Annotated in this window: 20 protein-coding genes; 12 read left to right on the top strand and 8 right to left on the bottom strand. The window is 73.2% G+C overall.

All coding sequences use genetic code 11. The features are described 5' to 3' along the window. The first annotated feature begins 17 nt into the window (after positions 1-17). Both WMF24_RS05705 and WMF24_RS05700 read left to right on the top strand, forming a co-directional pair. Positions 18-1682 carry a hypothetical protein gene (locus WMF24_RS05705; protein ID WP_437735330.1) on the top strand — a complete coding sequence of 555 codons (1665 nt, stop codon included), beginning with the start codon at positions 18-20 and terminating at the stop codon, positions 1680-1682. A gap of 113 nt (positions 1683-1795) precedes the next feature. After that, a complete protein-coding gene (locus tag WMF24_RS05700) occupies positions 1796-2395 on the top strand; it encodes a hypothetical protein (protein ID WP_437735329.1) in 600 nt (199 codons plus the stop codon). Between the two features lie 52 nt (positions 2396-2447). Here WMF24_RS05700 and WMF24_RS05695 read toward each other — a convergent pair whose 3' ends face one another. Together WMF24_RS05695 and WMF24_RS05690 are read right to left on the bottom strand one after the other, a co-directional pair. Then, positions 2448-3248: an alpha/beta fold hydrolase gene (locus WMF24_RS05695; protein ID WP_437735328.1), complete on the bottom strand. Its 801-nt coding sequence runs from the start codon at positions 3246-3248 to the stop codon at positions 2448-2450. 270 nt (positions 3249-3518) lie between these two features. Beyond that, positions 3519-4202 (bottom strand): YqiA/YcfP family alpha/beta fold hydrolase, encoded by a 684-nt coding sequence (locus tag WMF24_RS05690; RefSeq protein WP_437735327.1) that lies wholly within the window; start codon positions 4200-4202, stop codon positions 3519-3521. A gap of 45 nt (positions 4203-4247) precedes the next feature. On the opposite strand from WMF24_RS05690, the gene WMF24_RS05685 reads away from it, so the two are divergent. Continuing rightward, complete coding sequence (locus tag WMF24_RS05685; RefSeq protein WP_437735326.1) at positions 4248-4739, top strand: N-acetyltransferase family protein; 492 nt, start codon at positions 4248-4250, stop codon at positions 4737-4739. Between the two features lie 430 nt (positions 4740-5169). Continuing rightward, positions 5170-6456 carry an MFS transporter gene (locus WMF24_RS05680; protein WP_437735325.1) on the top strand — a complete coding sequence of 429 codons (1287 nt, stop codon included), beginning with the start codon at positions 5170-5172 and terminating at the stop codon, positions 6454-6456. Positions 6457-6559: 103 nt separating this feature from the next. Here WMF24_RS05680 and WMF24_RS05675 read toward each other — a convergent pair whose 3' ends face one another. The 6 genes from WMF24_RS05675 to WMF24_RS05650 all read right to left on the bottom strand — a co-directional run bounded on the left by WMF24_RS05675 (position 6560) and on the right by WMF24_RS05650 (position 14691). Further along, positions 6560-7807 carry an ABC transporter permease gene (locus WMF24_RS05675; protein ID WP_437735324.1) on the bottom strand — a complete coding sequence of 416 codons (1248 nt, stop codon included), beginning with the start codon at positions 7805-7807 and terminating at the stop codon, positions 6560-6562. Further along, positions 7804-9030, bottom strand: coding sequence for an ABC transporter permease (locus WMF24_RS05670; protein ID WP_437735323.1), 1227 nt, complete (start codon positions 9028-9030; stop codon positions 7804-7806). Before WMF24_RS05670 ends, WMF24_RS05675 begins: the two co-directional genes overlap by 4 nt. Beyond that, positions 9027-10148: an efflux RND transporter periplasmic adaptor subunit gene (locus WMF24_RS05665; protein ID WP_437735322.1), complete on the bottom strand. Its 1122-nt coding sequence runs from the start codon at positions 10146-10148 to the stop codon at positions 9027-9029. Before WMF24_RS05665 ends, WMF24_RS05670 begins: the two co-directional genes overlap by 4 nt. Further along, a complete protein-coding gene (locus WMF24_RS05660; RefSeq protein WP_437735321.1) occupies positions 10145-11005 on the bottom strand; it encodes an ABC transporter ATP-binding protein in 861 nt (286 codons plus the stop codon). Before WMF24_RS05660 ends, WMF24_RS05665 begins: the two co-directional genes overlap by 4 nt. A 226-nt stretch (positions 11006-11231) precedes the next feature. Next, positions 11232-12428, bottom strand: coding sequence for a glycoside hydrolase family 88/105 protein (locus WMF24_RS05655; protein ID WP_437735320.1), 1197 nt, complete (start codon positions 12426-12428; stop codon positions 11232-11234). Between the two features lies 1 nt (position 12429). Beyond that, a complete protein-coding gene (locus tag WMF24_RS05650) occupies positions 12430-14691 on the bottom strand; it encodes a heparinase II/III domain-containing protein (RefSeq protein ID WP_437735319.1) in 2262 nt (753 codons plus the stop codon). A gap of 532 nt (positions 14692-15223) precedes the next feature. Between WMF24_RS05650 and WMF24_RS05645 the strand changes: the two genes are divergently transcribed. The 8 genes from WMF24_RS05645 to WMF24_RS05610 all read left to right on the top strand — a co-directional run bounded on the left by WMF24_RS05645 (position 15224) and on the right by WMF24_RS05610 (position 22190). After that, positions 15224-15529, top strand: coding sequence for a hypothetical protein (locus WMF24_RS05645; RefSeq protein ID WP_437735318.1), 306 nt, complete (start codon positions 15224-15226; stop codon positions 15527-15529). Positions 15530-15662: 133 nt separating this feature from the next. Next, the gene (locus tag WMF24_RS05640; RefSeq protein WP_437735317.1) at positions 15663-16469 is read left to right on the top strand and encodes an SDR family NAD(P)-dependent oxidoreductase; all 807 of its coding nucleotides are present in this window, start codon (positions 15663-15665) and stop codon (positions 16467-16469) included. A 117-nt stretch (positions 16470-16586) separates the two neighbouring features. Further along, the gene (locus tag WMF24_RS05635; RefSeq protein WP_437735316.1) at positions 16587-17465 is read left to right on the top strand and encodes an SDR family oxidoreductase; all 879 of its coding nucleotides are present in this window, start codon (positions 16587-16589) and stop codon (positions 17463-17465) included. Between the two features lie 11 nt (positions 17466-17476). Beyond that, a complete protein-coding gene (locus WMF24_RS05630; protein ID WP_437735315.1) occupies positions 17477-19795 on the top strand; it encodes a tetratricopeptide repeat protein in 2319 nt (772 codons plus the stop codon). Then, positions 19792-20115 carry a GIY-YIG nuclease family protein gene (locus WMF24_RS05625; RefSeq protein WP_437735314.1) on the top strand — a complete coding sequence of 108 codons (324 nt, stop codon included), beginning with the start codon at positions 19792-19794 and terminating at the stop codon, positions 20113-20115. The genes WMF24_RS05630 and WMF24_RS05625 overlap by 4 nt, the downstream gene beginning before the upstream one ends. 303 nt (positions 20116-20418) lie before the next feature. Continuing rightward, the gene (locus tag WMF24_RS05620; RefSeq protein WP_437735313.1) at positions 20419-20736 is read left to right on the top strand and encodes a hypothetical protein; all 318 of its coding nucleotides are present in this window, start codon (positions 20419-20421) and stop codon (positions 20734-20736) included. Between the two features lie 156 nt (positions 20737-20892). Next, complete coding sequence (locus WMF24_RS05615; RefSeq protein WP_437735312.1) at positions 20893-21843, top strand: esterase/lipase family protein; 951 nt, start codon at positions 20893-20895, stop codon at positions 21841-21843. After that, on the top strand, positions 21843-22190 hold the full coding sequence (locus WMF24_RS05610) for a hypothetical protein (RefSeq protein ID WP_437735311.1): 348 nt from the start codon (positions 21843-21845) through the stop codon (positions 22188-22190). The genes WMF24_RS05615 and WMF24_RS05610 overlap by 1 nt, the downstream gene beginning before the upstream one ends. Positions 22191-22465: the final 275 nt, after the last annotated feature.

Here is a 22465-nt window from a genome sequence, read left to right as displayed (position 1 = left end):
AGGAGCGAGACGAGCGCGTGCGTTTCATCAATCCCTATCCCTATGGCCACCCCCCGCGGAACGAGGACCTCCAGCGTCCGCTCGCGGCGGCTTCCGGGGGCCACGTGGTCGACGGCGACGATCGCGTCCTCGCCGAGCTCGATCGGGCTGCGCTCGACGCCCTCGCGCCCGCGCTGGCGATCCGCGACGACCGGCCCTGCTTCGACGAGCGGTGCCGCGGACCGCTCGGGCAGCCGCAGCTCGGGCTCGTCCTCACCGGCGAGGCCGGCCCCGTCGGCCGGGTGGACCTGTACCCGGAGAACCGGTCGATCTACTGGCGCGGGCTCGACTGGAAGCAATGGCGCGGCTGGTCGGAGCTCCGCGACGACCGCGCGCTGCTCGAGCAGCTCGCCGCGCACGGCGTACCGGGGCCGATCGAGGACGTGACGCGCTGGCGAAGCGAGGAGGGCGAGCGCGCGCGGCGCGACTGGATCAAGGCCATCCCGCCGAACCTCAAGGGCCCCTGGTGCGCGTCGGCCGATCGCCTGCTCGACCCCTGGCACATGCTGGAGGCGGCGGCGTGGGTCGATCAGGCCGGCGCGAACCTGCGCAAGGCCCGGGGGCTCCTCGAGTGGTACGGCGCGGGGTCGGGGCCGTTCGCGCGCCGGCCCGATCACGAGCTGCTCCCGCGGCTCCTGCTCGGCCGCTTCCTCGGCGAGGATCTCCGGCGCGCGCTCCAGTCCGGCCCGAGCGATCGGGCGCTCGCGGGCGCCGGGCGCCACATCCTGGACGCCGGGCCGCTCTCTCCGAGCGCCCGCGCGCAGCTCGATCCGCTCGACGCGAGGCTCCGCGAGGCGATCATCGACGCGGTACGGCGGCTCGCGTCCGGCGAGGACGCGGATCTGCTCCGCGAGCGGCTCTTCCCGGCGCCGTTCGTCCCGCCGGAGCACACCGCGCTGATCGGCGCCTCGAGCACGCTGCACCTGCGCCGCCCGGTGGCCGCCGGCGACGCGGTGGTCGCGGTGGATTTCCAGGACATCGTGCGCCTCGAGGGCGGCGCGCGCGCCGTCCTCGGCAAGCTCCTCGGCGACGCGGTCCTTGCGGCCCGGGGCAGCCGGGTGCTCGTGGGAAAGGGCGGCGGCGTGCAGGAGCTCGACGCGCGGGGGAACGTCGTCGCCGTGCACCCCGCCGCGACCCCCGAGCAGGTGGCCGCGGCGCGCGCGATCACCGCGGCCTGGTCCGCGCCAGCCGCGGCGCCGGCCCTGGGCGAGCCGGTCGGCCCCACGCCCGAGGAGCGCGAGGCGTTCGAGGCGCTCGCGCACCTCGGGCTCGGCGCGCCGCCGTCGGCGCGCGCCGTGGGGCGCGATCACCTCGAGGCGGGCGGGCGCGCGCTCGTCCGCCGCGGCGGGGCAGGCGCGCCGCCCCGGCGGATCGCGCTGCCCGGGCGCGCCGTGCTGCACGCCTTCTCGGCGTCGCGCCTCGCGCTCGCGCTCGACGCCGACGGCGCCTGCCGGATCGCGTGGGTGGAGGAGGAGGGCGACGCGCTGCGCCTGTCGCCGCCGCTCCGGATCGCCCCGCGCGCGCTGCGGTTCCTGCTCGCCACGGACGACGCCGCGCTGCTCGGCGTCGACCTGGGCGCCGGCGAGGTGGTGCTGCGCGTCGGCATCGAGGGCGCCGACGGCGGGCAACCCGGGCGGCCCTGAGCGCCTGCGCACCGCCAGTTTCGCCCCTGGGCTGACGACGAAGATCTGCCGCTCTTGCGCCGAGCAGCTCCCCTACCTGATCAACCGACGCCGGCGGGAGGTACGATGCCGCCATGATGCTCTCACCTCGATTCCTCTCGATGGCGGTCGGCTCGCTCGCGCTGCTCGCTCAGGCCGCGTGCGGCGGCGCGGTGGTCGTGGACGGCGGCGGCGACGGATCCGGCGGCGCGGACGGCGCGAGCGGCCCTGACACGACGACCACCTCGGTCGGCGGGCCCTGGTCCGCGTCGGTCGGCCCTGCGTCGACGACCTCCGGGGGCAGCACGCCGGAGCCGAGCGCGATCGTCTTCGGCGGGTCGACCGTGACCCTCCGGATCGCCAGCATGGCGCTGTCCTGCAGCGACCCCGACGCGAGGCCCACGTACGATCCGTGCAACGACTGGTGGGACGTGGAGCTCCGCATGCCGGAGTGGATGCTCGCCGTGGGCGAGGTGGATCTGGGGAGCCACCAGGTCGAGGTGTTCGGGTCGGCCTTCGGCGCGGACTGCAGCAGCACGGGCGCGGTCACCGGGGGCGGCGCCGCCGCGACGTTCGGCAGGCTCACCATCACGGCGGCCGACGCGAGATCGGTCGCCTTCGAGCTCTCCGATGTGGGTCGGCTGCTCCCCGGCCACGACCCGAACGGCCGCTACGTGGCGCCCCGCTGCTACTGAGGAGCGGCCCTCCGGCCGACGCGTTCGCGAGGGAGGACGCGCGTCGGACGCGTCATTCGCGGATCGCCGCCTCGTCGCCGCGCGCGCCGCGCAGGAAGGCGACGGCGGCGCGGGCGAACGGCTCCTTCCACGCGCCGAACACCGGGGTGTGCCCGCTGTCCGGCACGATCCACAGGCGGGACCGCGGGATGGCGCGGTACATCTCCAGGGCGATCTCGGCCGGATAGAGCGGATCGCGGTCGCCGTGCACGATCATCGTCCGCGCCGTGATCGTGGACAGGTGGGGCGGCGTGAAGCTCATGTCGTCGTGGCTCGCCGCGAACAGCCGCGGCTGCCTCCACAGCGCCCGGATCTGCGTGTCGCCCTGCGTGTGGCGGCGCCGCATCTCCTCCCATTCCTCGGCCGACCGGCCCTCGTCGGTCACCTGGCGCATGATCGCCCTGGCCTGCTCGGGGAAATACGGTGTCGCGGACACGAGGACCATCGACTCCACACGATCCGGCTGCTGCGTCGCCAGGTGCAGGAGGCACTTGGCCCCGAAGCTGAGGCCCACCGCCCGGAAGCTCGTCACCCCCAGCGCGTCGAGCAGGGCGAAGACGTCGAGGGCGCACTGGCGGATCGTCAGCGAGCCGGCCGGGTTCGTCGATCGGCCGTGCCCGCGCAGGTCGGGCGCGATGATCGTGTGTTCGCGCCCGAGCGCCGCGAGGTCGAACACGTGAGCCCAGTCGCCGCTCGATCCGGTGAACCCGTGAAGCAACACGAGCGGCGGCCCTTCGCCGCAAACCTCACAAGCCATGTCGATGCCGTTGACGGACGCGGTGCGCCCGATGACAGGCGCTGTCTCCCTGGCCATTCGCTCCTCCGATCGGTCGCGCCGCGGGCGATCCGCGGCGGGGTGCGAACGAGCTGTAAGCGGAGTCGTTCCAGCTTGATAGCTCGGCCTTTTTCGCCTAGAATTCGAGTCGGTCGTCGAGCGAAAGGCGCTATTGGCGCCGCGCTGAACGGCGGTTCAGCTCCCGTGCCGGCCTGGGTTCGTGGGTGCGCGGAGCTGTGGACACGCGGCGATGAGCTCCGCGAGGTGAGCTGCGAGGCGCGCCACGACGTGAGCTGCGATGTGCGCGTGTCAGCTCCCGAGGAACGGGCGCAGGAAGTCGTCCGCTTCGCGGAGGATGCGTGGAATCGAGGCCACGAGCTCGTGACCGTCGTCCACCTCGACGAGCCGGACATGCCGCTTCCCCGCCGCGAACTCCCGCGATAGCGCGATGTCCACCACCTCGTCGTGGACGCCGTGGACGATGAGCGTCGGCACCCGCACGTCGGGCCATCCGCCCGAGCGGTCGTCCACCTCGGCCGCGTCGACGGCGAAGCCGAAATCCACGCGAGATCGCCGCTTCTCCGCGTGGTCGTCGACCTCGAGCCAGCCGCGCTCCTCCCACGCGCGAAAGCCCTCCTCGCCAAGCCGCTGGCGCCATCGCTCCATGATCCGGAACGCCGGGGCGAGCAGCACGAGCGCGCACACGCGCGCGTCGTCCGCGGCGACGCGGCACGCGGTGAGGCCGCCGAGGCTCGAGCCCATCAGCACGGCCCTGTCGCGCTCCTCGCCGATCGCCCGCTTCACGGCGTCGATCATCGCGCTCAGGCGCAGACGCTCGAACGAGGGGACCCGCAGGTCGAGCCGCTCGACGGCGGCGCCGCGCCGCTCGAGGTGCGCGGCGATCTGGACGCCCTTCGTCGAGCTCGGACCCGAGGCGAAGCCGTGCAGGTAGAGCCAGCGCGGGCCGGCGGCGGAGGGCGTGCTCGTCGTCATGCGGACAGGGTATCCCAGGCTGTACCGCCGGGAGGACGGTGCGGTATGAAGCGCCCGACAGACGCCATGATCCGACCCGCGACCGCCGCCGACATCCCCACCATCGCCCGCCTCATCCGGATGCTCGCCGAGTACGAGAAGCTCGCGCACGAGGCCGTCTTCGACGAGCGGGAACTCGAGGCGAACCTCTTCGGCCCGAGGCCGGCCGCCGAGGTCGTGCTCGCCGAGGCGGAGGGGACCGCGGTCGGCTTCGCGCTCTTCTTCCAGACCTTCTCCACCTTCCTCGGCAAGCCCGGGATCTACCTCGAAGACCTCTTCGTGCTGCCCGAGCACCGCGGCGCAGGCCACGGGAAAGCCCTGCTCGTTCACCTCGCGAAGCTCGCCGTGGAGCGCGGCTGCGGGCGCTTCGAGTGGGCCGTGCTCGACTGGAACGAGCCCGCGATCGGCTTCTACAGGAAGCTCGGCGCGAGGCCGATGGACGACTGGACCGTCTACCGCCTCACGGGCGAGGCGCTCACCCGGCTCGCGCAAGGCTGAAACGCCCGCTCGCCCCTCCGTCGGGAGGCCCTGCTCCCCTCGCTGCTCGACCGCGGAGAGCCCGCCCGGCGACACCTCCGGGCTGCTCGTGGCGGCGCAGCGGAGCAACACGGGTGCTTCTGCAGCAGCAGCCGCTGGCAGGCCCCCTGCCCGCGCGCGACCGGTGGTGCTCCGCGAGCGCGCGTCGGTCGCGCAAGGCGGCGACGGCGCTCCGGGCGCTGGTCGTGGCACGACGGTTGCCATCGTCGCTGGAGCTGCCCAACGGCCAACGCTGCTCGCGCGGGTGTCGCCGCAGCGAGAGAATCCTCAAGAGACTCGTGGGTGGATGTCGAGGCGGCGGCCAGAGGCCCGGTCGCGACATGCGCCGTTGCTCGCCGTCCGTCAGCGAGCGTCCTCACCGCCCCTCTCCAGGGTCGACCCAGGCATCGAGATGTCCACAAGCCAACTCACCGGGCTCGGCGTGCTGCGCCACCGGAGCTTCGCGTTCTACCTCGCGGCGAGGCTGCTCTCCGCGATCGCGGTGCAGATCCAGAGCGTCGCGATCGGCTGGCAGGTCTACGCGCTCACCGGGGACGTGTTCGACCTCGGCCTCATCGGGCTCGCCCAGTTCGCGCCGTTCTTCGCCCTGATCCTGTTCGCCGGCCAGGTGGCGGACCGGTTCGACCGGCGCCACATCATCTCGGTCGGCCTCGCCGCCGAGCTGCTCTGCTCCGCGCTGCTGCTCGCGTTCACGCTGTCGGGGCTGCGCGTCGTCTGGCCCGTGTTCGCGGTGCTCGTGCTGTTCGGGAGCGCCCGCGCCTTCATGATGCCGGCGCAGCAGGCGATCCTCATGAACCTCGTGCCGGCGGACAGCTTCGGCAAGGCGGTCGCGCTCAGCTCGTCGAGCTTCCATGTCGCCGTCATCGTCGGGCCGACGCTGGGCGGGCTCCTCTACCTCGCCGGGACGACCCTCGTGTACGCGATCGTCGCGGCGCTGCTCCTCGCCTCGCTGGTGCTGATGAGCCTCACGCGCGCGGACCGGCAGGACAGGCGCTCGGAGCCGCCGTCGTGGAGCACGGTGCTGGAGGGGCTGCGGTTCGTGTGGTCGAGGCCCGCGGTGCTCGGCGCGATCTCGCTCGACCTGTTCGCCGTGCTGTTCGGGGGCGCCGTCGCGCTCCTCCCCGCCTACGCGCGCGACGTGCTCCACGCCGGGCCGACCGGCCTCGGCATGCTGCGCACGGCGCCGGCCGTGGGCGCCGCGCTCACCGCCGGCGTGCTCGCCTTCCGGCCGATCACGCGGCACGTCGGCCGCTGGATGTTCGGCGGCGTCGCCGTGTTCGGGCTCGCCACCATCGGCCTCGGGCAAACCCGGAGCGTCGCCGTCGCGCTCGTCGCCCTCGTCCTCCTCGGCGCCGGGGACATGGTGAGCGTCTATATCCGCCACATCCTCGTGCAGTTCGAGACGCCGGACGCCATCCGGGGGCGGGTGAGCGCGGTCAACGCCGTGTTCATCGGGGCCTCGAACGAGCTCGGCGAGTTCGAGTCCGGGCTCACCGCGCGCTGGCTCGGCCTGCTGCCCGCCATCTTCGTCGGCGGCACCGCCACCCTCGCTGTCGCGGCGCTGTGGGCCCTCGGCTTCCCCGTGCTCAGCCGCATGGACCGCTTCCCGCACGCGAAGCGCGACAACGAGGAGACAGCGGACGGGCCCCGGGCGCCCGAGGCCGCCGCCGCGACGTGAGGCGCCGCGAGACCGCCGCCGCGACGTGAGGCGGCGTGAGGCCGCCGACGTGAAGCGTTTTGCCCGGCGCCGCGACGCCGTCAGGCCAGCCGCAGCGTGCGCGCTACTCCGTGCGGAGCGCCTCGATCGGGTCGAGCCGCGCGGCGCGCCAGGCCGGATAGAAGCCGAACGCGACGCCGATCGTCACTGACAGGCCGAGGCCCAGCACGATCGACCAGACCTCCACCTGGAACGCCCAGCGGCCGACCATCTGCGAGAGCAGCGCGCCGGCGAGCCAGGAGAGCGCCACGCCGGAGAGCACGCCGAGCACGCCCCCGAGCAGCGAGACCGCCGCCGCCTCGCAGAGGAACTGCAGGAGGATCGCGCGCGGCGAGGCGCCGACGGCGCGGCGGATGCCGATCTCCCGCGTCCGCTCGGTCACGGTCACCAGCATGATGTTCATGATGTTGATGCCGCCCACGATCAGCGCGACGACGCCGGTGCTGAGCAGCAGCATCTTGATGATGTCGAGGACGAGCTGCTCCTGGCCGTGGCTGTCCTTGTCCTCGATCCTGAAGTTCTTCACCCCGTGATGGCGCCGCTGGAGCGTCGCGTCGATGATGCCGCGGAGCGCGGCGAGCGGGGAGCGGACCGCGACGATCGGGTCCTGCCGCACGTAGATGCGGTCCGTGGTGTGCGCCGGCGAGAACAGCGCGTCGAAGGTGGTCTCCGGGACGAGGACCTTGCGGTTCCAGATGTTCGTGCTGTCCGTGGAGCCCAGGATGGGCCGGTCCTTCAGCACGCCGACGACGGTCCACACGTGCCCGTCGGCCGTCATGTGGAGGGGCTCCGCGCCGGCGGCCCGCGACGGAGGGCCGCCGAAGAGATCGGCCCAGATCTCGTGGCCGACGACGCACACGCGCCGCCGCGCCGCGAGGTCGTCCTCGGTGAGGAACCGGCCCGCCGCGAGCTCGAGGTCGTAGAGCGCCGGGGCCGCGGGGGCCGCGCTCACGAGCGTGATCCGCTTCTTCTTCGCGCCGGCGCGGGCCTCGGCCTGGCGCAGCGACTCGCTGAGGGCCGAGGCGCCGCCGAGGGCGCGCGACGCGCCGAGCGCGCGCGCGTCGTCCCGCGAGAGCTCGCGCCGGGTGCGGCGGCGGTCCTTGAGGCTCACCTCGGCGGGGTGGATCTGGATGAGATCGGCCTCGACCGCCTGCTGGCTCGCCCGGAGGAGCGCCTCCTCGCCGCCCGCGAGGAGCGAGGCGAGGAGCACGATCGAGCCGGTGCCGATGATGATGCCGAGCAGCGTGAGCGCGGCCCGGGTGCGGTCGGCGACGACGGCGCGCGCGGAGTGGAGGAGGTCGCCGAGCCTCATCGCCGCATCGCCGCCACGGGGTCGAGCCGGCCGGCGCGCCGCGCCGGCAGCCAGCCGAAGACGACGCCGACGCCGGAGGAGACGACGAGCGCCGCGACGACCGCCGACATCGAGACAGCGCCGACCCAGCTCGGGGTGAAGCGGCGGATGACCGCCGAGGCGATCTCGGCCGTGAGCCCGCCGCCGAAGACGCCGAGCAGGCCGCCGAAGCCGGAGAGCAGCGCCGCCTCGCACAGGAACTGCGCGCTGATGTCGCGCGGCGCGGCCCCGAGCGCCTTGCGGATGCCGATCTCGCGGACGCGCTCGGACACGCTGACGAGCATCATGTTCATGACGCCGACGCCGCCGATGAGCAGCGCGACACCAGCGATGAGGCCGACGATCGCCTTCATCGTCGCGAACATGGCCTCGAACTGCTCCATGATGCTGCTGAAATCGAGGAGGGTGAAGTCGTCGACGCCGTGGTGGCGCTCGACGAGGAGCGCGTTGAGGATGCGCTTCACCGGGTCGTTGTTGCGGGGGTCGTCCGTCTTGATGACGACGACCGCCGAGGTGCTCACGGTCCGCTCGACGTCGGCGGCCGTGTCGATCGGCGTGACGAGGAGGTCGACCCAGTTGAAGCCGAAGTTGACGCCCAGGCGGTCGCTCTCGGCCAGCACGCCGATGATGCGGCAGCGCAGGGCGCCGACGGTGACCCAGCGGCCGATCGGGTCGCCGCGCCAGAGGCGCGAGGCGAGCTTCGGGCCGGCCACGCAGACGCGGGCGCGGCGGCGGTCCTCGTCGTCGGAGAACGCGCGGCCGCGGCCGATGGGCATCCGGAAGGCGTGGAGGAAGCGGCTGTCGGCGGCGACGAGGTCGGTGCGGTCCTCCTTGCCCTCGTCGGACGTCACGTCGCGCGAGCCGAGCATCGCGTACATCGTGTGCTCGGCGACGTGCGGGACGCCGCGCGCGAGCCGGTCGCGGTCCCGGCGGGTGAAGCCGGTGACGTACATCGACTTCTTGCGCTCGGCGCGCTCCGGCTCCTTCGGGACGATGAGGATGAGCCGCGCGCCGCCGAGGTCCTCGATGCCGCGGCTCAGCGTCAGCAGGCCGCCCTCGGCGAGCGAGGTCATGAGCACGATCGCGAAGGCGCCGATCGTGATGCTGAGGACGGTGAGGAGCGACCGCAGCTTGTGCGCCGAGAGCGCCTTGGCGGCGATCGCGAGGTAGACGGCGAACCTCACATCTTCGTCTCGTTCGCGGCCGCCGAGGGCGGGTTGATGAGCACGCGGGCGCCCTCGGGGACGCCGCTCGCGATCTCGACCTCGCGGTCGTTGCGCGCGCCGAGCGCGACCTCGACCTTCTCGGTCGTCTGCTTGCCGTCGGGGCCGTCGACGACGCGCGTGACCATCGGCTTGCCGCCCTCCTCGGAGACGGCCTCGATCGGCAGGGACACGACGCCCGGCCTGCTGTCGAGCCGGATGCGGACGTCGGCGGTCATGCCGGGCTTGATGAGGTCGTCGACCTGGAGGAGCTCGGCCTCGACGGGGAAGACGTCGACCTGGCGATCCTCGAGCTTCACCGAGGCGGGCGCGATCTTCGTGACCTTGGCCGTGTACGTCCTGCCGGGGAGGGCGTCGAGCGTCAGCGTCGCCGGCTGGCCGAGCACGACCTTCGCGACGTCGATCTGGTTGAGGTCGACCTTGGCCACGAGCGTCGAGAGGTCGGCCACGGTGAGCAGCGCCTTGCCGTCGAAGGTCGACTCCACGCCCGGCGTCACGACCTCGCCGGGCTCGATGTTGCGCTGGATCAAGGTGCCGTCGAGGGGCGAGAAGATCTTCGTGTAGCGGAGCCTGTCCTTCGCGGCGTTCAGGGAGACCTCGGCGAGCCGGATCGCGATCTGCCTCGCGGCGAGCTCGTGCTTGGCGAGGTCGAGCTCCTCCGAGGGGGTGACGCTGGCCTCCACGCCGGCGGTCCGCCGCGCGACGACGCGCTGGGCGTAGCTCGCGGCGGCCCTTGCCTGCGCGAGCTCGGCCTCGGCGCGGGCGACCTCGCGCTCGAAGTCGATCGGGTCGAGCACGAGGAGGAGCTGATCCTTGGCCACCCGGGCGCCCTCGTCGGCGAGCACCTCGGCGACCTGGCCGGCGACCTTGGATTTCACCTCGACCTTCTCGCGGGCCTCGATGCGCCCTGTCTCGAGGATCTCGACGGCGAGATCGCCGCGCCTGGCGGTCACGACGAGCGCGGGGTCGATGGGCGGGGGGCCGCCGCGGGTCACCGCGACAGCGACCGCGCCGGCCCCGGCGAGCGCCAGGGCGCCCGCGAGCCACGGCCAGAGGCGCCGCCGCCGCCGGACCCTCACGACGCGCCTCCAGGCCGCGACGGCGGGGCGGGCTGCGATGGCGGGGCGGGCTGCGATGGCGGGGCGGGCTGCGATGGCGGGGCGGGCTGCGATGGCGGGGCGGGCTGCGCCGCGGGGCCGGACGGCGGCGCTGCGCCGGACGGCGGCGCCGAGGGGACCTCGGCGAGCCGGCCGCGGGGGCCGGTGTCCTCGACGATGGCGCCGTCCCGGAAGGTGATGACGCGGGTGGCGTAGGCGGCGATGGAGGGGTCGTGGGTGACCACGATGACCGTCATCCCCTGCGCGTGAAGGGCGCAGAAGAGCTCCATGACCTGCCGGGTCGTCGCGGAGTCGAGCGCGCCCGTGGGCTCGTCCGCGAGGAGCAGCGGCGGCTCGTTGACGATCGCGCGGGCGATGGCCACGCGCTGCTGCTGGCCGCCGGACAGCTGGTTCGGGAGGTGGTGCGCGCGATCGTCCAGCCCGACGCGCGCGAGGGCGCGCGCGGCCCGCTCCCGCCGCTCGGCCGGGCGCACGCCGGCATAGACCATCGGCAGCTCGACGTTGGCGAGGGCGCTGTCGCGCGGCAGGAGGTTGAACGACTGGAAGACGAACCCGATCTTCCGGTTGCGGAGCCGCGCGAGCTCGACCTCGTCGAGCTCCTCGACCGGCTCGTCGTCGAGCAGGTACCGGCCGCCGGTGGGCCGGTCGAGCGTGCCGATCACGTTGAGGGTCGTCGACTTGCCGGAGCCCGAGGCGCCCATGATGGCGACCATCTCGCCCCGGGAGAGCTCCAGCGAGACGCCGCGGAGCGCCTGGACCTCCACCTCGCCCATCCAGTAGGTCTTTGTGATCGCGTCGAGCTTCACGAGAGGGGCCATGGGGGTTCTCGAGCGGTGGCCTGCGCGCTGTCCACGGCGGCGGCCAGGGTGCGTCCGATCCCCTGTTCGCGTGACGCACGCCCGAAATTTCGAGGCGCGTCGATCGTGTCGCGCCGGATGGCGCGGCGCGGCAGCCCGGGACGAGCGGAGGCGTAAGCGAAGCGCGGCAGCGAAGCAACCGCGCCGCACGGGCTCAGCGAGGGGAGGGACCGGGCGAGGCGCGGCGCTACAGCCCCGACGTCTCGATGAGGGCCAGGAGGACGGCCCCGACGCCGTACGAGATGTCGTCGCGGAGCTCGACCGCCGCGTAGTCCTCGAGCTTGCCCACCGACGTGGGCCCGGAGATGCCCGTCACGATGGGGCGGCCCGACCCGTCCAGCGCGATGCGCGAGCGCACGCCGGCCATGGCGCTGTCGATCGCGGGGCGCACCGAGGCGTCGAGGAAGCCGTGGCGCAGGCCGCGCGCGAGCCCGGCGGCGAAGAGGGCGGACGCGCTCGTCTCCAGGTAGATCTCGCCGGGGCGGTCCATGATCGTCCACCACAGGCCGGTGTCCGGGTCCTGCGCGTCGAGCACCGCCGCGACCTGCCGGGCGAGCGCGCCGGCCACCGCCTCGTCGCGCTCGCCGCGCGCCGCGCGCACGCGCAGGTACTCGTAGCCGGCCGCCGTGACCCAGGCGTTGCCGCGCGCCCAGTACACGTCCGGATCCTGGGGCGCCGCCCAGTTGTACGCGTGCCGGAAGAGCCCGGGGTCGTCCTGGAGGAGCGAGGCGAAGATCTGGAATTGATTCGAGAATTCGTCGAGGAGGCGCGCGTCGCCGGAGCGCTCGCCGGCGCGGACGAGCACGTTGCCGAACATGAACAGCGAGTCGACCCAGAGCGTGGGCTCGAACAGCGGCGACACGCCGAGGTGGCTGATGCCGCCCTGCTCGGTCCGGCGGGCCTCCTCGCGGAGGTAGCGGAGCGCGTCGTCGACGATCGTCGCGTAGGGCGCGGCGCACGTCTCCTCGTGGAGCGCGAGCGCGGCGACGGCCGGCGGGCAGCGGTCGCTCGTCGTGAACTCGTAGCCGTACTCGAGGTGGTGGTCGATGTAGCGCCGGTAATGGTCGCGGTACGGCGCGTGCTGCGTGACGCGGTAGAGATCGACCAGCGCGAGCATGACCGTGCCCTCGCCCCAGTCCCACGGGAGCGACTCGGGCGGGTGCTCGGCGATCCACCGGTCGGCGACGGCGCGCGCGAGCGCGATGCTCTCGGAGCCGGGGGCGCGCTCGAGCGCGAACGCGTCCTCCGCCGACGGCGCGGTCGGGGTGCAGGCCGCCCCCGGATCGCTGGAACAGCCCGCGGCGGCGCCCGCGGCGGCGGCGGCGACGAGCAGCGCGCCGAGGCGCAACACGACGGGCGAGCGGGCGAGGCGCGCGGTCGGCATCTCATTCCTCCACGGCGACGCCTGTGGCCTCGGGCGCCGTGACCCGGGGGGATCCGTCGACGAGCGCCCGCGTGCCCCGGGCCATCAGCGCGAACGGCCGCTCGCCCTCGACGCGCAGCACGACGAGCTCGGCGTCCGTCGCGAGGACCTGTCCGCCGGGCAGCGTCACCTCCTCCGGCGCGCCCTGGCTCCTCAGGACCGCGACGTCGGTCCAGCCGTCGCCCTCGATCTGCCACGCGACGACGCCGGGCGCCGCCGCGAGCGGCGCCGCCTGGAGCGGCGCGTCCGGGCCGGCGCCCGCGCCGACCTTGTAGGGAAGGAGCACCGCCAGGAACCCCGGCGCCTCGGCCTGGACGGCCGCGTCGATGACGGCGTGGTCGGCGGCCTTCCGGTCCTGCTCGAACTCGTGCACGTGCGGCGCGGCGAGCGGCGTGTACGGCGGCTCCACGACCTCGAGCCCCGGCGCCGTCGACTGCACGCGCACCTCGACGCCGGCCCGCGTGCGCTCCCAGCGCGCGCCGTCGGGGAGGAGCTCGAAGGTGCCGCCGGAGGTGAGCCCGGCGTAGCCGTGCAGCCGCCACGCGTGCGCGCGGGCCGCCGGGTGCGTCGTCGCCAGGCGGTCGCCGACGACGACGTAGCGGCCGTCGACGAAGGCGACGGAGCGCTCGACGTGGGTGTCCTGGTAATCCTGGTGCGCCTCGGCGTACTCGATGGCGTCGCCGTCGTGGGTGTTCCGGAGCCAGGCGTCCGCGTCGCCGAAGTCGTTGAACAGCCCCTTGTCGGGCGCGGACCTGCCGTCGATGAGGATCACGTTGTGCGACGGCGACTGGCTCGTCTTCGCGTTGTCGAGCGCGTCGGGCTTGTAATAGCCGGGGTCGATGAGCAGGTACTCTCCATAAGCGGCGAGCGAGAAGGACGTGCCGTCCACGTGGTCGTGGATCGCCTTGCGCGCCGGGCCGTGCTCGGCGACGAGCAGGAGCCAGCGCGCCTCCTCGCCCCAGTCCGAGCGGAACACCGCATGACCGGCGTCGGGGAAGAAGCGCGTGAGGTGCGGCGGCTCCTCGGTGGCCACCGCGTCGTCGACGTAGAGCAGGTGATGGGCGACGAGGTCGATCCCGAAGTCCATGCTCCGGGGGCTCTCGCGGTTCTGCTCCCAGTCCCAGCGATGGGCCCCGCTGCCCCCGAAGGAGGTGAGCAGCGAGCTGCCGTTGAACGGGGTGAAGACGCCGTCGTCGAGCGGAGGGCGGTTGCCCCAGGGGAGCCGCAGCGACAGCGACCAGTCGACAGCCTTCGTGAAGAGCCCGCCGCGCAGCGGGGGCTCGAACGAGCCCTGTTCGCCGTCGACGCAGCCGTGCCCTGTCCAGGGGTCCTCGTCGGAGCGCGTGCGGCAGTCGCGCGCGAAGGACGCCGGCGCATCCAGGGCGTTGTCCAGCGCGATGAAGAGCGCCGCCGTCGGCCCCCAGGCGAACCCGGAGTAGTACGGGCCCTCGGAGACGCCGCCGTCGGGCTGCACGTACTGGCCCTTCGCGCCCCAGAGGTAGTCGAGCTCCGAGATCGACCAGTTCCACCACGCCTCGGCCGCCGGGTGCCCGGGGAACGCGAGCGCCACATAAGCTATCGCGTCGGCGGTCCGGATCGGGTGGTTGTTCTGGGCGGGGCGGAGCAGGAGATCGCGATAGAAGTCGTGCTCGATATACCTGGCGAAGAGCTGGCCGGTGATCTCGGTGAGCTTGCGCTCCGCCTCGGCGGACTCTCCCGCGGGGAGCCACGGCGTCGCGCTCAGGAGATCCCAGGCGTTCGTGTAGCCCATCAGGGTCCTCGCCATCCGGATGTTGATGTCGAGGACCGTGTTCGTGTCCCAGTCGGCCTCGAGGCGGCGCAAGAACTCGCGCGCCTTGTCGGCCGCCGCCCGGTCGTCGAAGGCCCAGGCGAGGACGGCGTTCGCCTGCGCCGTCGAGGCGTTCTCGCCGTTCGCCACGTGGTCCCACGAGGCCGGGTCGGGGTCCTCCGCGTACGCGCGCTCGGCGCGGCGCTTCAGCGCCGCGAGGATCGAGGCGTAGGGCTCGCGATCGGCGCGCGAGCGCAGGAGGTCGCGGTGCTCCGGGCGCGCGAGGAGCCGCGGATGGACGCCGGTGTCCCGCGGCTGGCTCTGCCCGGCGCCGTCCGCGCCGCACGCGGAGGCCGCCAGCGCGAGCGCCGCGAGGGCCCAGCGGCGAGGAGAGGAAGAGATGGAGAGAGGCGAGCCGTGAGACCGTGTGCGCATGGGGGAATCGACCGAGGGCTGTCAGGAAGGAGCCGATGCGTAGGACAGCGTATCAGCTCGCGTCGGCCCGGGTCTGCTCGACGTCCTGCGGGCGTGGGCGCGATCACCGCGTGCCCGTCCAATGCAGCTCCCGGAGACACCACCCCTCTGACGTCCGGAGCGGCGATCCTGTTGCGGGTGCGAGGAGAACACGCGGAAGAAGACGGGGCAGGATGAGCCCGTTCCGGGGCGGCGGCGGGCTCGGCGGCGCGCGCTGCGCGGGAGGCTCGCATCAGGCGGGCTGAGCGAAGGATCGTGCGGCAGACCGCCGCGCGCTGCGTCGAGCGCACCCGCGGCAGGCCGGGCGTGAGCGCCGCGATCGGCTGGAGTGGTGCAATCGTGCGCGAGCGTTCGCCTGCTGTGGCAAAAGGCGCCGCGCGGCGCGGAGCGGTCGTACCGTAAGCGCGAAATCGTCGGCGAGATGGGGTATCGGCGGAGCGGCCTTCCGCTTGCATTGCCCGGCGCCGCTGGGGGGAACTCGAGGAGGTCTGGAATGGCAACCGAGCAGAAGCAGGGACAGGGCACGCAGGGACAGCAGGGTCTGGAGGGGCGCAGCGAGAGCAGCGTTGTCCCGGACAAGGACTACAACCTGGTCAGCGTGCTCTACCATGCCCTCCAGGGCGCGGAGACCTATGCGCAGTATGTTCAGGACGCGCAGCGGCAAGGCGACCAGGAGCTCGCCACGTTCTTCAACGAGGTGCGGCAGGAGGAGCTGCGGCTCGCGGAGCGGGCCAAGCACCTCCTCGGGCAGCGGCTTGGCGGCGGTCGTCAGCAGGGAGGCGCGCGCGGGAGCGCCTAGCGAAAGCGCTGGTTGAACGGTCGAGGCGCCAGGTACGCCGGGGGATCCAGGGCTCCCCTGGCGTGCCTGGCGTCTTGCTATTTCGCCAGCGGACCGCGTCGAGGTGGCCGCGCCCGTGGTATGCGCCATCTCCATGTCCCTCCCCAAGCACCCCCGCGCCGTGATCACGGGCGCCGCCTCGGGCCTCGGCCGCGCGCTCGCCCTCGAGCTCGCGGGCCGTCGGGCGAAGCTGCTCCTCGCCGACCTCAACGACGAGGGATCCCGCGAGACAGCGCGCCTCGTCGCGGACGCCGGCGGCGAGGCGCACGTGGTCCACTGCGACGTGAGCCGTAGCGACGATGTCGCGGCGCTCGTCGGCGAGGCCGATCGCGCGCTCGGCGGCGTCGATCTGGTCGTGAACAACGCGGGCGTCTGCGCCACCGGGCAGGTCGGCGACGTCTCCCTCGAGGACTGGTCGTGGGTCATGGGCGTCAACCTCTGGGGCGTCATCCACGGCTGCCACGCGTTCACCCCGCGCTTCAAGGAGCAGAAGAGCGGTCACTTCCTGAACGTCGCGTCCGCGGCCGGCTTCATCTCCGTGGCCGCGCTCGCCCCCTACTGCGTGACGAAGGCCGGCGTCGTCGCCCTGTCCGAGACGATGAAGCTGGAGCTCGCCCCGCACGGCATCGGCGTCACGGTGCTGTGCCCGACGTTCTTCAGGACGCAGATCATCGAGAGCTCGCGCGGCGTCGATACGAAGATGAAGGAAGTCGCCGAGAAGCTCATGAGCCGCGAGGGGGTGCAGGCCGACTACGTGGCGCGGCGCGCGATCGAGGCGGTCGACGCCGGCCGCCTCTACGCCGTGCCGCACCGCGACGGGCGCTGGTTCTGGCGGGCGAAGCGGGCGATCCCCGAGCTGCTCCACGCCGTGGTTCTGCCCCGGCTGACGCGTCACCTCTGACCGGAGCGCGCGGCGCCGTTCGGGGGCGCGATCCCGTCGCGACGGCGCCGGGCGCTCCCCCGGCGGGGCGCGCGCAGGTTGGTGGCGCCGCCACGTGACCCGTTGTAAACGCGGGGCGTGACCCAGGTGCGCTCGATCTTCGCCCGAGGACTCTTCGCCAATCAGGTCGCCATCATCACCGGCGGGGGCAGCGGGATCGGCCTCGCGTGCGCCCGCGAGCTCGCGCACCTCGGCGCGAGGGTCGCCGTCTGCGGGCGCAAGGCCGACAAGCTGGAGGCGGCGGCGAAGGCGCTCGAGTCGGACGGGATCCCCGGCGACCACGCGCTCGCCGCGCCGTGCGATATCCGCGAGCCGGAGCAGATCGCCGCGTTCGTGACCCAGGTGCTGGACCGCTTCGGCCGCGTCGACGTGCTCGTGAACAACGCCGGGGGCCAGTTCCCGAGCCCGGCCGCGGACATGACCCCGAAGGGCTGGGAGGCGGTCGTCCGCAACAACCTGAATGGCACCTTCTACATGACCCGCGAGGTCGCGCGGCGGGCGATGATCCCGGCGCGGCGCGGCCGCGTCGTGAACGTCACCGCGTCGGTCGGCCGCGGCTTCCCGGGCATGGCGCACACGGGCGCCGCGCGCGCCGGCGTCGAGAACTTGACCCGCTCGCTCGCCGTCGAGTGGGCGGCGCTCGGCATCCGCGTCAACGCCGTCGCGCCGGGCAACAACATCCGATCGAGCGGCACCGCGCAGTACGGCGACGAGCTCCTCGAGCTCGCGCGGCGCGCGACGCCGCAGAAGCGCCTCGGCACCCCGGAGGAGGTCTCCCGGCTGATCGTCTTCCTCGCGAGCGACCAGAACGACTTCATCACCGGCGCGGTGTACGGCATCGACGGCGGACAGCCGCTCTGGGGCGACATCTGGGTCATCCCCGAGCCGGAGGGCCCCGCGCCGGAGGCCCCCGCGTCGGAGCGCGCGCCGGGCGCCGCTCCGGAGAGCGCGAGCTGAAGGGGCCGGGCGTGAACTCCCCGCCCCCGTACGCCGCCGGCGATCAGGTCGGGCCCGCCTCGGGCGCGCTCGGAGAGCCGCTGTCCGCGCCCCCGATGTCCGCGCCGCCGTCCACGCAGCCGCCGTCCGGGCCGCCCGTGGCGCCGTCGTTCCTCGGGAGGGTCGCGCAGCGCGCGCGCGGCTACTTCCTCGCGGTCGACCCGACCTTCCTGTACGCGTTCGCGCCGTTCGCGGTGCTCGCGGTCATCCTGTTCACGCGCACCCCGTCGACGAACTACATCTTCGACGAGCAGGAGGCGCTCCTCGCCAACCCGTACGTGAACGCGAAGGGCGGGCTCCGCTTCGTCGACGCGATCCACCGCGACTTCTGGGGGCTGCCGCCCGACCGGAGCGTCGGATCGTACCGCCCGCTGCCGAACTTCCTCTGGCGCGCGGTCTGGGCGGTCACGAAGCAGCCGTTCTTCCACCACTTCTACAACGTCCTCTTCCACGCGGTGAACGCCGCGCTGCTCACGTGCGTCACGTTCTGGCTCACGCGCAAGCGGGGGCTCTCGTACCTCGCCGGGCTCATCTTCGCTGGCTGCGCGGTGCTCACCGAGGCGGTGAGCGGCATCGTGGGCATCGCCGACGTGCTCGGGGGCATGGGGGCGATCGCCGCCCTCGCCGCCCTGGCGCTGCCCGCGTGGGCGATGCCGTTCGGCGTGTTCGCGGCCGTGCTCTTCGGGCTCTTCTCCAAGGAGAGCGCGCTCGTCTGCGTGCCGCTCGTCCCGTTCGCCGCGCTCATCGCGGCGCCGCTCACGCACCCCACGCGCCCGGCGCGGCTCGTCCGCGCGCTCCTCGCGCTGCTCGGCGCAGGCGCGGCGTTCGTGCTCTACGTCGAGCTCCGGCGGCGCTGGTTCCCGGCGCCGATACCGGCCGAGCTCAAGGCGCCGCTGCCGGAGGGGGCGCCCTTCGTGGAGCGCGCGCTGCACGAGGTGCTCGTCTGGTTCCACCAGGCGCCCTTGCCGCGCGATCCGCTCAACAACCCGCTCAGCACCGCGGACACGGAGCACCGGATCGTCGGCGCGCTGCGCGTCTACTGGCGGGGGCTCACCCAGGTCGTGTTCCCGTGGACGCTGAGCGGCGACTACTCGTACCCGCAGGAGCCTGCGCCCGACCGGCTGTACTTCTTCGAGAGCATCGCCGGCGCCGCGATGATGGCGCTGCCGCCCCTCGGCTCGCTCGCGCTCTGGATCGCGGCGCTCCGGCGCGAGCACCTCGAGCGGCGCGAGCGGCGCTCGGTGCGCGCGGCGTTCCTCGTCGACGGCGGGCAGGCGACGTCGCGGCGGTGGCCGCTGCTCATCGCGGGGGCGCTGCTCGCGACGGCGGCGGTGGGGCTCGCGGCGTACGACTGGCACGCGCTCCGCCCGGCGGGGCGCATGGCGTGGCTGCGGGCGCTGCCGCTCGTGCTGTGGCCGCTGCCGTTCCTGCCCGCGCTGCTGCTCGGCCTCGGGCTGCTCGTCGAGGGGACGCGCCCCCTGCCCTGCCCTGCGACGGCGGACCGGAGCGTCTGGGTGCCGCTGCGCCGCGGCTACGCGGGCCTGTGCATCGCGGCGATCGGGCTGACCTGGATCGTGGTGAGCTATTTCCCGCACTCGAACATCCCCGTCGTCCTGCCGACGGTGCGCGCGGAGCGCTTCTGGTACTTCCCGGCGATCGGCTCGTCGCTGGTCCTCGCCGTCGCGTTCTCGTGGCTGCACGAGGCGCTCGCGGGCTCGAGCCTCATGCCGCGCAAGCGCTGGTCGTGGCGGGCGTGGGTGACGCCGGCGCTGTTCGCGCTCTTCTTCGGCTTCCAGTGCGTGCAGGCCTACCGGCACGCGATGGACTACCGGAACGATCTCGAGTTCTGGGCGGCGACGAGGGAGGCGGTGCCGAACAGCGCCAAGGCGCACCTGAACTACTCCGTGATGAAGGGCGCCCGGGGCGACCTGCCGGCGCGGCTCGCCGCGAGCCAGATCGCGGTGGAGCTCGCGCCGACGTGGCCGATGGCCCACGTGTACACGGGCGACACGCTGTGCCGCATGCACCGGGCGGACGAGGCGTTCCCGCACTACAGGCGCGGCCTGGAGCTCGGCCCGAACGAGCTGAGCCTCGTGGCGCTCGCGCTGCAGTGTCTTCACGACGAGAAGCGGCTCGCGGCGTACGAGGCGGAGCTCCGGCGGATGGCGGAGGAGCACCCGGGGACGTGGCTCGCGTACCTGGCTGTCGACACGCTCGACAACGGCGAGAAGCACGGCGGCGTGGACCCGAAGTACCGGCCGCGCGGCTACAACGAGGGGCCGAAGGAGTGACCGCGGTGACCGCGGCGGCTGCGGGCTGGCACGTGTACATCCTGCGCTGCGGCGACGGTTCGCTCTACACGGGCATCGCCCGCGACGTGGAGGCGCGCCTGGCGCAGCACGCGGCGGGGCGCGGGGCGCGGTACACGCGCGGCAGGGGGCCGCTCGCGCTGGTGCACGTGGAGGCGGCGGCCGACAAGGGCGAGGCGCTGCGGCGGGAGGCGGCCATCCGGCGGCTGGGGCGCGCGGGGAAGGAGGCGCTCGCGGCGGGGGTGAGCCGGGGTGGCGCGGGAGTAAGAGGAAGGGGAGCGGCGGAGGGGCGAGCGCGGTAGCTCGTCGGCCAGGGGCGTGGCTCGCTGGGCGGGAGGGCGTCTCGAGCTGCCCGGCCCTCGGAGCCCCACATGTCGTCTTCTTCTTGTTCTTCTTGGCGTCCTCGGCGCCGTGGCGGTTCATGTCTCGCTCGCTCAACAGGATCGGTGTTCTGGTGGGCCGCGTTCACGCCACAGCCTGCCGGGTGCGCGCCGCGCTGTAACGGAGAGTCTTCGCTTGCGCCACCGATCTGTCACGAGCGCGAGATCACACTGTCTCCCAGGAACATGCGGATCGATCCACCAGCCACACTGGGACGACACACCGTGACCCTGTACCTCGGGCCCGCGGAGGACGAAGGCCCCGAGGCCAACGAGTCGTTTGGCGAACCCATCTGGTTCGACCGCCGGGACCCACGATCCATTCGCCGCGCTCAGGAGATCATCCAGGACCGCCTGCGACTCCCGGTCGCACCGACGCTGTGCGACGAGCCTTCGCCTGGCCTCCGGGCAACGTTCGGCAGGATCCTCGCGGCCCTCGTCAACGTGCTCGAGCGCTGGCATCGGCGCAACGCCAGTGAACGACACCTCGCGCTCGAGGCTCGAAGGCCGGGAGCGAGCCGCGAGGCATCCCCATCCTGTTAGGGCGTGTCGGCAAACGCGCGCTACCAGCGGCGGCCAGCGTCGCCCGGGGCCAGCGCCTGACGGAGGACCGAGCGGGGGCCACCTCGGGAGCGTGGGCGCCGATCTGCGGAGGGGCGCCCGATGCGGCCCATGGTAGAATGCAGGCTGGCGCATCGCATGGGAGCCAACCTGGAATCGGCCGTTGCCGTCCTCAACGGAGTCCTCGGCGACTACCTGAAGCGGACCACCAACGGCCTTGCGACGACGATGCAGCTCGCCTGCGAGGGGCGCCCGGTGCCGCTCGCCGGGGCGCTCCCCGCGGCCGCTGCGTCGGCCACGCCGCGCGTCGTCGTGCTCGTGCACGGGTTGATGAGCGCCGAGGGCGTCTGGACGATGCCGGACGGCGAGACGTACGGATCGCGGCTCGCGCGCGATCTCGGCTACACGCCGTTCTACGTGCGGTACAACAGCGGCCTCCGCATCTCCGAGAACGGGGAGGCGCTGGATGCCCTCCTCGAGGAGCTCGTCTGTCGCTATCCCGTTCCCGTGGAGGAGCTGGCCCTCATCGGCCACAGCATGGGCGGCCTCGTCGCGCGCAGCGCAGCGCACGCGGCGAGCGGCAGAGGGCGGAGATGGCTGCCGCTGCTGAAGCGGGCCTTCTATCTCGGCACACCGCACCTGGGCGCCCCGCTGGAGCGCCTCGGCAGCGCCGTCGCGTGGGCGCTCGGGCGCATCGACAACCCGTACACGAAGCTCATCGCCGACATCGCGAACCTCCGCAGCGGCGGGATCAAGGATCTCGCCTATGCCAACCTGTGCCGGGAGGACTGGGAGGGCGCCGACGCGGACGCCCTGCTCCAGAACCGGCGGCATCCCGTGCCCCTGCTCCCGCACGTCCGCCACCATCTCATCGCCGGCGCGCTCACGGCCGACCCGCGGCTCTCGCTCCTGTTCGGGGACGCGGTGGTCCCGCTGAGGAGCGCCACGGGGAGGGCCGTGGCCAGGGATCGGTGCTCGCCGTTCCCGCAGGAGCACGTGCGGATCATGCCGGCGCTCGGCCACCTGCGCCTGGCCCGCGACCCGGGCGTCTACGCGCAGATCCGCGCGTGGTGCGAGGAGGAGACGTGATGGAGCGGTGGCGCGGCCTGAAGGACCTCGTGCAGGATGCGGTCGATGGCGGCTCGCGGGCCGTGGAGCGCCTGCAGAAGCACGCGGCGAAGCTGCCTTTCGACCTGCTGGAGCAGATTCCCCCGATCTCGGCGCCGGTGAGGGGGATCCGGCTCGTCCACGACACCGTGGTGTCCGGCGTCCACGTGGCGATCCGCCTCGTCAACCGGGTCGCGGGGTACACGATCGATGGCGTCCTCTTCGTCGTCGAGCAGCAGGAGGGGCCAGCGGGAACGCCGGGCGGGGGCGAGGCCAGCGCGCCGGGCGCGCCCGCTGGCGGTCGAGGGACAGAACGCGGCAGGCCGTGAGCCGGATGTCGTCCACGAAGCAGGGCCCCGAGCCGGCGTTCACGGAGAGCGGAGCGGGCGTCGCCAGGCATCGTCGCGGCGAAAGAACCGCAGGGCCATCACCGTGGGCCTGGCGATTGCGGCGGAAATCTTGTCGGCATGAGCCGCGACGACGCCTGCCCAGGTGCACCAGGAAGCTGAGCCCGATGGACCGTCATTGCCCCCCCATCGCGATGGCAGTCACGATCAAGGTAGCCGACAGCGTGTAGCAGGAACGCATAGCGATCTTGCGCGGA

The organism is Sorangium sp. So ce1335, from assembly GCF_051521615.1.
Taxonomy (GTDB): Bacteria; Myxococcota_A; Polyangia; order Polyangiales; family Polyangiaceae; genus Sorangium.
The sequence above is the reverse complement of the archived record's forward strand: the minus strand, read 5'-3'. Positions and strand labels throughout refer to the sequence as shown.

What these genes read in the sequence shown, in the direction of transcription:
- WMF24_RS05700 (WP_437735329.1), top strand. Translation starts at nt 1,796, where the DNA reads ATGATGCTCTCACCTCGATTCCTCTCGATGGCGGTCGGCTCGCTCGCG.
- WMF24_RS05695 (WP_437735328.1), bottom strand. Translation starts at nt 3,248, where the DNA reads ATGGCCAGGGAGACAGCGCCTGTCATCGGGCGCACCGCGTCCGTCAAC.
- WMF24_RS05690 (WP_437735327.1), bottom strand. Translation starts at nt 4,202, where the DNA reads ATGACGACGAGCACGCCCTCCGCCGCCGGCCCGCGCTGGCTCTACCTG.
- WMF24_RS05685 (WP_437735326.1), top strand. Translation starts at nt 4,248, where the DNA reads ATGAAGCGCCCGACAGACGCCATGATCCGACCCGCGACCGCCGCCGAC.
- WMF24_RS05680 (WP_437735325.1), top strand. Translation starts at nt 5,170, where the DNA reads ATGTCCACAAGCCAACTCACCGGGCTCGGCGTGCTGCGCCACCGGAGC.
- WMF24_RS05675 (WP_437735324.1), bottom strand. Translation starts at nt 7,807, where the DNA reads ATGAGGCTCGGCGACCTCCTCCACTCCGCGCGCGCCGTCGTCGCCGAC.
- WMF24_RS05660 (WP_437735321.1), bottom strand. Translation starts at nt 11,005, where the DNA reads ATGGCCCCTCTCGTGAAGCTCGACGCGATCACAAAGACCTACTGGATG.
- WMF24_RS05655 (WP_437735320.1), bottom strand. Translation starts at nt 12,428, where the DNA reads ATGCCGACCGCGCGCCTCGCCCGCTCGCCCGTCGTGTTGCGCCTCGGC.
- WMF24_RS05650 (WP_437735319.1), bottom strand. Translation starts at nt 14,691, where the DNA reads ATGCGCACACGGTCTCACGGCTCGCCTCTCTCCATCTCTTCCTCTCCT.
- WMF24_RS05645 (WP_437735318.1), top strand. Translation starts at nt 15,224, where the DNA reads ATGGCAACCGAGCAGAAGCAGGGACAGGGCACGCAGGGACAGCAGGGT.
- WMF24_RS05640 (WP_437735317.1), top strand. Translation starts at nt 15,663, where the DNA reads ATGTCCCTCCCCAAGCACCCCCGCGCCGTGATCACGGGCGCCGCCTCG.
- WMF24_RS05615 (WP_437735312.1), top strand. Translation starts at nt 20,893, where the DNA reads ATGGGAGCCAACCTGGAATCGGCCGTTGCCGTCCTCAACGGAGTCCTC.
- WMF24_RS05610 (WP_437735311.1), top strand. Translation starts at nt 21,843, where the DNA reads ATGGAGCGGTGGCGCGGCCTGAAGGACCTCGTGCAGGATGCGGTCGAT.